We start from the raw sequence: 11,213 nt of genomic DNA, 5'->3' as shown, positions 1-11,213 counted from the left end.
GCTGCCCCGAGCCAGCTTCTGTCACTGGCGGGACGGGAGCACGGCCGGACCATCCCATTACCTGACTTAGCGATGGTCCCGCGGCGGGTCTTGAATCCTTGGCGAGCCAGCCGGGAACCTTTTTGCTTGAGACTCATCCAATCCGGCAAAGCCTCGGCAATCCATCGGCATCTCCGTGATGACCTACGCTGGCAAGAAGACCGCATTTGTCTTCACCGGGGGCGGAAGCCTCGGCGCGATCCAGGTCGGCATGTTGCGCGTCCTGCTCGCCGCCGGCGTGTGGCCGGATTTCGTCGTTGGTGCGTCGGTGGGAGCTCTCAATGCGAGCTACTTTGCCGGCGCGCCCGACATCGATTGCGTGACGAGATTGGAATTAATCTGGCGTGGTCTAAAGCGCTCGGACATCTTTCCATTCAGCCTGGCCACCGCCGTCGGGTTGATCCGACATCCCGATTACCTGGTTGACCCGGGCGGACTGCGCGGAGTGATCGAAGCGAATTTACCTTTCGCTCGACTCGAAGACGCGCAGATTCCGCTCAGCATCGTGGCCACCAATCTGCAGGGCCAGGTTGTCCGCCTCTCCAAGGGTCCCGCGCTCGAGGCGATTTTGGCCAGCACGGCGATCCCCGCCGTATTCCCATCCGTGGAGATCGACGGCGAGCCGTTGATGGACGGCTCCTTCGCCGCCAACACGCCGATGCGGCTTGCGGCAGAGCTCGGCGCCGAACGGATCATCGTGCTTCCGACAGGTTACGCCTGTGCACTGAAGGAGCCGCCACGGCGAGTGGTGGGCAAGGCGTTGCACGCGATCACGCTGATGATTGCCTGGCAGCTCAGGCATGAGCTGGAGACGGTCCCGGCAAACATCGACGCCCATCTTGTCCCCACGCTGTGTCCGCTCGCGGTCTCTCCGTTCGACTTTTCGGCATCGCGGGGCCTCATTGAACGGGCGGTGCAGTCGACGAGGCGCTGGATCGACGGCGGTGGTCTGGCGCGGCGCTCCGGACCAGAGGAACTGGCGCCGCACCATCATTGATACCTGTCGTCGGCATGGCTGGCCGATGCCATCAAGCCGAGGATCAACACCGCAAAGCGCAATTGGCAACAGCTTGTTCATTGGGCCTGACTTCGTCCCTCTATGCGCCCGGCCTTGGCAGACCGGAAATCACTGAGGCGCTGCCAAATCGACGCAAAGACCCAAAGCGGGCGTCTTGCAGATGATCGTTCTCGCGGCGCCGATGGGTCTCAGGGAACGATCCGCTCCGCGCGGAACTCGCGCATGAGCCGCACAAACATCTCTTCGCTATCGACCACATCGTGGAAGCCGAAGCGGCGGGATTTAGTAACGTCCGACATCACGTCCCAGTCGCAACTAAAGACGTAATCGGCAAAGGGCCAGGCCACGAGCTCATCGTAGGCGTAGGGCTTCAGCCCATATTTCTCTGTCATGACGCGCCAGAGTGGTGCGTTGTCTATCATGTGTGCGGTAAGGCTTATCGTCTGCACGTCGCCGGCTGGCATATCGAAAGCAGCCGCCAGCTTCGGCCACAGATTCTTCCAGCGGAAATAGTCACCGTTGGTGATGTTGAAAGCTTCGAGCCCGCAGCGAGGCGTGCTCGCCGCCCAGAGCGCTGCGTTGGCGAAGTGCGCGGATTCAGTGACCTGGTAGATCGATGTATAGGCGCCCGGCTTTCCCGGGAAACGCAGCGGCAACCCAAGCTCCTTGCTGATCGCGGCGTAGACCGCGATCGCCGGCGCCAGACTCATCGGCGTGCCCGGCGCAAAGCCGCACAAGGTCTGCGGCCGCAGCTCCACCCAGTCCCAGCGCTTGCCGCGCTGGAAGGCGGCGAGCCAGTCGATCTGCTCGAAATAATAGTTGGGACCCATGTGGCGCGGGTCACTCTCTCGTGCCGGTGTTTTGAATGGCCCGAGGTGTGAGCCATAATATTTTGTGCCGGTGACCAGCACCACGCGGCGCAGCGCGGATGACGCGCCGTCGATCGCGGTCACGGCGTTAACCAGCATGTCGCGGTTTGGAGCGATGTTCGATGCATAGCCCGCGGCGGCGCCCGCCCCAGGCTGAAACGCCGCGTAGAAGACGTGCGTGGCTTCCGTCAGGCCGGCGAGCTTCGCCGCCGCGTCCTCACGGTCTAATAGATCGACACTGATGTGGCGGTAGCGGGGCACGGCGCCGGCCGCACGGCGCGACAGACCAATGACGGACCAGTCATCCTGCCTGAGCAGCCGCTCGACGATGTAGCGTCCGATCACTCCGAGCGCTCCGACGACTACGGCCTCTTTGTGCTCACCCATGTGTGTGCCCGATTGCTTTCGACTACGATGGTAGCCGTGTCCAAGGCTCTTGTCGCCTGCATTGGGACGCTTCCGGCGGGCGCCGGGGCGCTCGGCCTGAATATCCCGGACAACCTCCTTGCGCTCGCCGACGAGTTGATCGAGTGAGCGGCTGATGTCCGAATCTGGCCCGTCGCGACATATTGCGCTGCCGCGCGATATCGGTCGCTAACGGGGTGAAGCGGCAGTCGATGGGCGGCGGTCTATCGCGGAGGCCGGCGCTTTTGATCCGAGGCAGACCTGACGCGCTCCCGGTGCGGAGTGCTAGAATACCAGGGAACGGATCGTGTCCATGCGAAGAACCGCCGCCGTTATCGGCACCGCCATTTTCTTCGTGTTCGCGCCCTGCGTGGTGGCCGGGGTGGTCCCATGGTGGATTTCGCGCTGGGAGTTCAGGTTATCGTTTCCCGGCGTCGAGCTCACGCGCTTCGTCGGCGCCGCGCTCATTCTTGCCGGCGTAGCCGGGCTCGTGGATTCATTCGCGCGTTTCGCGCTGCAGGGGCTCGGCACGCCGGCGCCGATCGCGCCGACCCAACATCTCGTCGTTACCGGCCTCTATCGCTATGTGCGCAATCCTATCTACGTGGCGGTTGCCACCGTCATTTTCGGCCAGGCGGTCCTGTTCGGCGATTGGCGGCTGTTCGCCTACGGCGCGGTCTTCTGGCTCGTCTGCCACCTTTTTGTCGTGGGGTACGAAGAGCCGACGCTAAAAAAGTCATTCGGGGCGGAATACGAAGCGTTCCGTATCAATGTGCCGCGTTGGATCCCACGCCCGACCGCGTGGCGAGGCGGTCGGTAGCGGCTGTAGCATATGATCTCGATGCTGCTTTTTGATGAGCTTCTCCAGCAAAGTTTGTTTGCATTTGTGCAGGTTTTTGGACGCCGGCAACAAGGAGGCTCCAGACGCTCAACTGACCGGGGTCCAAAAAGTTCGAAGCCGAAACACAACTAGGGTCGTGCACTAGCCTTCAGCGACGAGAGCCACTCCACAACCGATCAAGACAATCCCAGCCCAGGCTCGCGGCGATATTCGTTCGCCGAGGAAAATCCAAGCGCCTAACGCCAGCAGCGGAGGACTCAATCCTTCGAATGGAAATAGGCGGCTCAGTTCCCAGTCGCGCAACAGTCCCAGCCAGGCAAAGAACCAAAGGCCAAGCGAACCAATCCCTCCAGCCAGATTCCAACCGACTGCCGCCCATGGCACGGGAACAAGACGCGTTGCATTCATGGCATGTTTGAGCAGCAGTTGGCCAATCACCAGACAAAACTGGCAGAGGACGCACATGCTGGCGGCGAAGAGAGTCATGGCTTTTGGGTCAAGGGTGCACCAACAAGGAGTATTCCGCCAAGTACAAGGGCAATCCCCGCCGCCCGGCTGAGCGAAATCGATTCAAGCAAAAATAGCCAGGCTGCGGCGGGCACTAAGACGTGCACCACGCTGATGAGGCAATAGGCCTGAGTCACCGGCATCAGTCGCAGGACGTGCAACCAGCTAATAAAGCTCACGACGTACAAAACGATGCCGATCCACGTTACGCTCCAAGCAAGCGCACCAACATTAAACAGCATTGTCATACTCGTGAGACTTGCAGTGGCTCCCTTCTTCATAAGAACTTCCGCAGCGGAGAGCAGGACGGCACTGAGGCCGAGCTGAAAATAGGGTCTCAGATACCATGCTTGATGTCTTGCATCTCTCATGGATCGTCCCATAGCTCACGGTAAGTGGAGAAACGCCGCAGGACCTTGTCGTAGCGGGTTGGCTCCAGCCACGGCAGTACAACTTTCATGAGGGAATGGATCGCGCGAGATGTGTGCCGCACGTAGAGATCAAGAGGTTCTAACTGACACCTCAGATGCAGCTTGGGATCGTAGTTAGGGCCATTGCTACGATATCGCTTGTATCCGTTGGCGATCGCCCATGTGATGATGTCGCGGAAGGTGTAGTGATAGAGATGCAGATCAAGAGCTACCGAATAGTCGAGACCGATATATTCGTCATGAATCGTATCACCTTGCACCATGCAGATGCTCATTGCGACAATACGTCCATGCTGGCGCCAGACGAAGAAACGAGTCTTGTCAGGCATTCGACGGCCGAGCTCGCGAAGGAACTCTGCTGTCAACTTCTCGAAACGAAGGTTTGATCGGTTATAAACCTGCATGTAGAGAGGATAGACTTCGTCCACAATCAGGCTGATGTCACTAAGGACACTCATTTCAATTGGCGGAGCTCGCGCAACAGCTCGGAACTTTCGTCGCAGGTCCTTCCGCGCCGCGCGGGACAGCGCGCGCTTCATATAATCACCGAAGCTTTCGTCTTCGATATTGAGAGAGGTCATCGGCAGGCTCGGCAGGCGGATGAAACCGTGCCGCTGGAAACACTGCAACGTCTTCCGATAGCTCGCCGGGAATTCTTTTAGCACAATCAACCCGGCCTTTTCGGCGCGCGCCTGACGCAGAGTAGCAAGGACCAGAAGCGGCGCGCAAAAGCGCTGCACAGATTCGTCATCGCCATCCAGCTGCCCCTCCCCTGCTGCGCATCCGACCATCAACGTGCGCATATACATAAAGTGCGGCCAAAGACCGCGAACAATATCGACAATTGACTTCACGCGGGGGCCGACACCAGCAACGAGATCTTGATCGACAACAAAACACGGTTGGACGGCGCAAGGCTTGCCCGTCCCGTCTTTGATGACGAAATAGCGATGATGGAAATTCGGATGGATCGTGTCTTCAACCAGCTCGTAATAGCGACGGTCCTTGCGTTGTGTCGCGAACGCGTCGGACCACTTCGCACAGTCCGCCAACGCGGGACGCAAGACAACCTCGGTGCTTCCGCTTGACGGCTCTGGCACCAGCTTATCGGGCTTTGCGGGCTTTCTTCCAGCGAGAGGCGCGTGCATAGGTTCACCCCCAGTGTATACCGCGTTTGCGCTTGTCCTGAAGCGCGCTAGTTGGGCTACCCTCTCGGGGCGCCACCCAAAGCTCCTGATAGTTGCGAAACTTCGCAAGCGTCTCATCGTATCGCGTCGGCTCGATCACCGGCAAAATGCGCTTCAATAACGCGTTGATCGGTGCGGACGTGTGCCGAACATATAGGTCGATCGGATCGAGCAAGTGCCGTAGGTGCAGCTTCGGATCATAGTTGAGTCCGCTGCTGCGAAACCATTTGTACCCATTGGCGATCGCCCAGCTGACTATGTCGCGAAATACATAATGATAGAGGTGCAGGTCGAGCGCGACATCGTAGTCGAGGCCTATGTACTCGGCATAGATCGCGTCACCATGTACTATGCATGTCGCGAATGCGACGATCCGCTCGCTCTGGCGCCAGAGGAAGAAGCGGACCCTGTCCCCCATCCGCCGCCCCAGGTTGCAGAAATATTGTTTCGTCAGCTTCTCGAAGTGCAATTTCGAGCGCTCATAAACTTGCAGATACAGGGGATAGACCTGCTCGATCACCGGCGTCGCGTCGTTGATGACGCTCATCGCCAGCGGGGAGGCCTGTGCGGCTGCCTCAAACTTCTTGCGCAGCTTCTTGCGGGTCGCGCTGTTGAGAGCCCGCTTCATGTAGTCGTCGAAGCTTGCGTAATTGATGCAAAGCTGGGTCATGGGGAGGCTGGGGATGCGAGTGAATCCATGGTCGATCAGACAGTCGAGGGCCGATCGGTATCGCGCCGGAAACTCCTTGAATACGATCAACTTCGCTCCGAGCCTGCGAGCATGTCCTGCAATCATTAAGGCCAGCAGCTCGGCGCGCGCACGATGGTAGGCCTCATCGCCATCAAGATGGCCTTCGCCAGCGACGCACCCCACCATCAGCGTGCGCGCTCGCATCAGGCGCGGCCACATGTAGCGAATGGCCTCGATCAGCACGCCAAAGCGCGGGCTCGCTCCGACCAAACAATCTTGGTCCAGTAAAAAAAAGGGCTGTACGGCGCAAACCTGACCTACTGCATCCTTTATGACAAAATACCGGTAATCGAACTCAGGATGAAGCGTATCCTCGACCAGTTCGTAAAATCGATGGTCCTTGCGCTCGTTTGCGAAAGCGACCTGCCAGCGTGGACAGCACTGCAAATCGTCGCGCGTGATGACTTCGAGACGCCGCGCGAATTGCACCGGCTCGAATCCCCGGACGTTGACGATTTTGCTTGTTGAGTACGCTGTCCTAGCTTCCGACATTGTCTCGTTTGAGGCCTGCCCCTTGCGGCGGTTCTGACACGACCACACGGGTCGGCGCCTCCAAGCCAACATTGTATCACGACGCCACGACACCAAAGTTGACTTATCTGTCAGAAACTAACTCGTAAGTCATTTGCGATTTTGATGTTGGAGCGGAACATCGCCGACAGTGCTGACTGTGTTGGCGCCAATGATCATGTGTGCCCAGCGCACGGCGTGACCGTGTGCGGGGCACGCAGAGAGCACCCTCGGTTCATCACGAGCGCGCTGGCCACCGCGGCATTCGGGAGTTGGCTCTCGGCAGCGGTGATCGCAGTCACGGGACTGGCATTTGAGACGCGGGAGCTGGTGCACACACCATCAGCAGTGGCGACGGTAAAACGCTCGCAGGATCTCTTGCACCTGCGATCGCCGGGGATTGCTGAGGTCTCATTAATTTTGGTGTCGCGGGCGGCCTCTCGCTCGGCCTCCCCGCAGGCACATGTATCGTAGGATCAACGAGCGTCTCGGAGGCGATCCGGCTGACCACCGACCGGAACTGGTCGCAAGCCTTGCTTCGCCTCACCCCCGATGCGATTTATGTACGATTGCTGGCGTGACAACTATCGTGGCGCACCCAGAGGCGAACGCTCGCTGCATATGAGTACAGGCGCGACAACGAATCCCATGTGGTGGCGAACGTCGCTGCAGCGTGGAGTGTTCCTATGGCCGCTGTCCGCGTCATCATGGATCCGGCGACCCGCCAGATCCCTGCTGGCGTTGGCTACGGCGCGGGCAAACAGACGATCGATCTCGCCGCACTGATCCACGCGACAATGAGACAGCCTCACGAGTTACCGATGCTGCTTCGAAACGCTCTGGAAGCACTGATCGGATTCGCTGCGCTGCTTCGCTGCCGTCAATTGCTTGGCCCTGGCTTAGGGCTACCTTCCTGCAAGCACGTGGGCGGAAGCCGAGCCCGAGCATCGAGATTCCGATTTACGGCTTGGACGAGCGCTACGCGAGTGGAATCACCAGCAGAAAGGTACAAAGTGTAAGCGGAAGGTCGTATGATCGCCTTCTAGTCGCCTGTTCGGATAACGAGGGGAAAGCTGTTTTCTGCACAGGCCTTGACCGAGAGATAGGTAGATCCAGCAGCCGATTCTCAATGCTCAGATCAACGATTGTTCGCATTGCCGACATCTGCACGCGCCATCCATGGTACGTGATCGCTCTCGCGCTGGCTTTATCGGCGTTTTGCGCCGGCTATACCGAGCGGCATTTCGCTATCAGGACCAACATCAACGAACTCATCTCGCCGGAGCTGCCCTGGGCCCAACGGGTAAAAGGTTTCCTCAGAGCATTTCCGCAACGGGACATCCTCGTCGTGGTCGATGCTCCGACACCGGAACTCGTCGAGCAGGCGGCCGACCGGCTACAACTCGCGCTTGAAGCCAAACCTGAGATGTTCCCTTCGGTTCGCCAGCCGCAGGGCGGGCGCTTTTTCGAGCGCAACGGACTGCTGTATCTGCCGACTCAAGAGGTGAAGAACGTGGCGGATTGGCTGACGCGTGCTGACGACCTGATTGGGACGTTGGCCGCTGACTCCAGCCTGCGAGGAACGCTCGATGCGTTGTCGCTCGGCCTCATTGGCGTGCAGCGCAAGGAGATCACACTCGACGACATGGCGCACACGCAGACCATGGCTGCCGAGACGATCGAGGCCATCCTTGGCGGCCGGTTCGCAACCTTTTCCTGGCAGGCGTTGGTCAGCAACAAACCAGCCGGGCCGTCTGACTTGCGGCGCTTGATCGAGGTGCAGCCCTGGCTCGACTTCGGCGCGCTTGAGCCGGGCCGCGCCGCCACCGATGCGATCCGGCGGGCCGCCGCGAATCAGCATCTCGCAGCAGGCTATGGCGCACGCGTGAGCCTGACCGGGCTCATCCCAATCGCCGACGACGAGTTCGACACGATCAAGCAAAACGCCGGACTAAACGCCACGATATCGCTGCTTACGGTCCTGGCTATCTTGTGGGTGGCACTGTGCTCGGCGCGCATCATATTTGCCGTGGTCGTCAGCATCACTATAGGTTTGGCGATTTCCGCTGCGTGGGGACTCTTCCTGGTTGGCGCGCTGAATTTGATCTCGGCGGGATTTTTCGTCCTGTTCGTCGGGCTCGGTATCGATTTCGGCATCCAGTTCAGCGTCCGCTATCGTGCCGAGCGCCACGATTGTGAGGACTTAAGTATCGCCTTGCACAACACAGCAGTGAAAGCGGGCGGACCACTGGCGCTTGCCGCAGCGGCCACTGCGATCGGCTTCTCCTCATTCCTACCCACCGACTATCGCGGTCTGTCGGAACTCGGGCAGATCGCCGGCTCAGGTATGATCATCGCCTTCCTCACCAGCATCACGGTATTGCCGGCGCTGCTGGCCATATTGAATCCGCGCGCGGAGCCCCATTCCATTGGGTTTGCGGCACTTGCACCGGTGGATCGATTTCTGGAGCATCATCGGACGCCAGTTGTGGCCCTCACGGTTCTCGCGGTCGTGCTGGCCTCGCCGCTACTGCTGTTCCTGCCGTTCGACTTCAATCCGCTGCACCTGCGCAGTCCAAAGGTCGAATCGGTCGCCGCTTTTCTTGAGCTGCGGAAGGACCCGCAGGCAGAGGTCAATTCCATCGAAATCGTTGCGCCAAACCTCGCTGCGGCGGATCTGGTTGCGCGACGGCTCTCCGAGCTCCCCCAGGTCTCGCAGGCAATCACGCTCAGCAACTTGGTACCTGGCGATCAGGAGGAAAAGCTCAACCGCATTCGCGAAGCTGCCACGACGATCGCCCCTTCGCTCAATCCTCAGGATATCGAACCGCCGCCGACCGACGACGAGACCATCGCGTCTCTGACCTCCACAGCTGATTTGCTTTCAAACGTGGCCGGCACGGAGCCTGGGCCGGGAGCGGATGCTGCCAGGCGGCTTTCCAGCGCGCTGTTACACCTCGCGAGAGCCGATCCGGCGCTTCGAAAGCAGGCCGAGACCACGATCGTTGAACCGCTGCGGAGTTCGCTTGAACGACTCAGGCAAGAGCTCAAGCCGCAGCCTATCACTGCGGAAACTGTTCCCCGCGATCTTGCCCGCGAATGGATCACCCCTGACGGGCAGGCGCGGGTGCGAGTGCTGCCGAAAGGAGATCCCGATGATACCGCGGTCTTGCGTGATTTCGTCAGGGCGGTGCTGACGATTGAGCCGAATGCAACGGGCGAGGCCGTGGCGCTTTACGAATCGGGGAACACGGTCGTTCGAGCCTTCGTGGAAGCTGGGATTTTCGCACTGTCGGCGATCGCCGTGCTGCTGTGGATCGCGCTGCGTCGGATCGGAGATGTCCTGCTCACGCTCGTGCCACTGTTGGTCGCGGGCGTCGTGACGTTGGAGCTATGCGTCGTCTTTGGGCTTCCGCTGAATTTCGCCAATATCATCGCCCTGCCACTGTTGTTGGGGGTCGGTGTCGCATTCAAAATCTACTACGTCATGGCGTGGAGGGCAGGAAAGACCGCGCTTCTGCAATCGGTCCTCACTCGCGCTGTAATCTTTAGCGCCATGACGACCGCTACTGCGTTCGGCAGTCTGTGGATGTCCAGCCATCCCGGCACCTCCAGCATGGGCAAATTGATGGCGCTGGCCCTGGTGTGCACCATGGCGGCCGCGGTGCTGTTCCAACCCGCCCTGATGGGCCCGCCGCGGGAAAAAAGCGGGACCTGATGTCCTACCCAATCGACGTGGAACATCTTTCCGCGCGAGCGGACCTGCCGGAGTCCGGGTGCCTCTGGTTTTGCGCCGGGCCATCTGTTCCAAGCGCACGGCAGCGTGCGCGGCCATCCAGGCGCTTCCGGCTTTGCCACCGGACATAGATTTACGCATCATGTGCATCACATGAGATGATAGATCAAATAGAGGCCGCCTCAGTTGGCGGCCTCTTTCATTCTGGAACTTCCTTGCGCTCAAATCAACAGCGCGCCGCTTAAGATCGCGCCAATAATCCGACCCGCCACGTCCTCGTCGCTCTCAGGCGAGAGGATATCCGCGACCTCCGCACGTTTGCGGCGAGACATGAGCTGCCTCGGGGTGTGGGCTGCGGTACCATCGCGCCAGCAGGGCCGGAAGGGCCACGCTGCGTCGATCAGACCAACAAAGTGTCTAAATGATGCGTCGGCGTCGATGCCCCAATTAGCGGCACGCTCTCGATTGCGCCGAACAGACCATGCGTCTCGCCGTCGATGCCGTCGGTGAAGTAGAGGGTGGTCGGGCTGCCGTCTTTGCCGCTGCCCCCGAAGATCAGGGCCCAGAGACCGCCCGGCGTGTTTCCCGAACCGGCGGAGATCGGGATCGTGCCTTCGAGCTGGTGGGTCTGGGGATCGAAAGCTTTGATTTCGCTGTGCTGAAAGCTGAAATCGCCCACCAGAAGGTCGCCGCTGAACTGGCCGAAATTGTCCGGAGCGATAGCGACGCCCCACGGAGCGGCGAGAGGGGTGTGGGGGCCGCCGCGCAGCACGCCGCAGCGAATGCGATAGCCGCTCGCAGCATTCAATGCGTTCGAGGAACGCTCGATTGGGCAGGTCGCGGGCGCAATGTCGCCTGTTGGCCCCAAGCGGCCGACCCGGCATGTCCGCTAGACGTCCGCTCCTTGGGGGTGAAGCGG

The 11,213-nt window shown here is 60.2% G+C and carries 9 protein-coding genes; 3 read left to right on the top strand and 6 right to left on the bottom strand.

Features of this window, described 5'->3' with window-relative positions; translation table 11 throughout:
- The first annotated feature begins 178 nt into the window (after positions 1-178).
- On the top strand, positions 179-1,036 hold the full coding sequence (locus ACFFWD_RS01405) for a patatin-like phospholipase family protein (protein WP_376960681.1): 858 nt from the start codon (positions 179-181) through the stop codon (positions 1,034-1,036).
- A gap of 209 nt (positions 1,037-1,245) precedes the next feature.
- Here ACFFWD_RS01405 and ACFFWD_RS01400 read toward each other — a convergent pair whose 3' ends face one another.
- A complete protein-coding gene (locus ACFFWD_RS01400; protein WP_376960679.1) occupies positions 1,246-2,313 on the bottom strand; it encodes an SDR family oxidoreductase in 1,068 nt (355 codons plus the stop codon).
- A gap of 331 nt (positions 2,314-2,644) precedes the next feature.
- Here ACFFWD_RS01400 and ACFFWD_RS01395 point away from each other — a divergent pair, with 331 nt between their 5' ends.
- Positions 2,645-3,151, top strand: a complete 507-nt coding sequence (locus tag ACFFWD_RS01395; protein ID WP_376960677.1) for a methyltransferase family protein — start codon at positions 2,645-2,647, stop codon at positions 3,149-3,151.
- A gap of 162 nt (positions 3,152-3,313) precedes the next feature.
- Here the strand turns inward: ACFFWD_RS01395 and ACFFWD_RS01390 are convergent, their stop codons facing one another.
- The 4 genes from ACFFWD_RS01390 to ACFFWD_RS01375 all read right to left on the bottom strand — a co-directional run bounded on the left by ACFFWD_RS01390 (position 3,314) and on the right by ACFFWD_RS01375 (position 6,477).
- Positions 3,314-3,658 (bottom strand): EamA family transporter, encoded by a 345-nt coding sequence (locus ACFFWD_RS01390; protein ID WP_376960675.1) that lies wholly within the window; start codon positions 3,656-3,658, stop codon positions 3,314-3,316.
- A complete protein-coding gene (locus tag ACFFWD_RS01385; protein WP_376960673.1) occupies positions 3,655-3,921 on the bottom strand; it encodes an EamA family transporter in 267 nt (88 codons plus the stop codon). The genes ACFFWD_RS01390 and ACFFWD_RS01385 overlap by 4 nt, the downstream gene beginning before the upstream one ends.
- Before the next feature lie 125 nt (positions 3,922-4,046).
- The gene (locus tag ACFFWD_RS01380) at positions 4,047-5,258 is read right to left on the bottom strand and encodes a GNAT family N-acetyltransferase (protein ID WP_376960671.1); all 1,212 of its coding nucleotides are present in this window, start codon (positions 5,256-5,258) and stop codon (positions 4,047-4,049) included.
- 4 nt (positions 5,259-5,262) lie between these two features.
- Positions 5,263-6,477: a GNAT family N-acetyltransferase gene (locus ACFFWD_RS01375; RefSeq protein WP_376960669.1), complete on the bottom strand. Its 1,215-nt coding sequence runs from the start codon at positions 6,475-6,477 to the stop codon at positions 5,263-5,265.
- A 1,210-nt stretch (positions 6,478-7,687) separates the two neighbouring features.
- Between ACFFWD_RS01375 and hpnN the strand changes: the two genes are divergently transcribed.
- Entirely contained in the window at positions 7,688-10,276 is a 2,589-nt protein-coding gene (hpnN, locus tag ACFFWD_RS01370) for a hopanoid transporter HpnN (protein WP_376960667.1), read from the top strand.
- A 418-nt stretch (positions 10,277-10,694) separates the two neighbouring features.
- On the opposite strand, the gene ACFFWD_RS01365 is transcribed toward hpnN, so the two are convergent.
- Positions 10,695-11,162 (bottom strand): TIGR03118 family protein, encoded by a 468-nt coding sequence (locus tag ACFFWD_RS01365; protein ID WP_376960665.1) that lies wholly within the window; start codon positions 11,160-11,162, stop codon positions 10,695-10,697.
- Positions 11,163-11,213 lie beyond the last annotated feature (51 nt).

The sequence above is a fragment of the Bradyrhizobium erythrophlei genome, assembly GCF_042430365.1.
Classification (GTDB): domain Bacteria; phylum Pseudomonadota; class Alphaproteobacteria; order Rhizobiales; family Xanthobacteraceae; genus Bradyrhizobium; species Bradyrhizobium erythrophlei.
The sequence above is the reverse complement of the archived record's forward strand: the minus strand, read 5'-3'. Positions and strand labels throughout refer to the sequence as shown.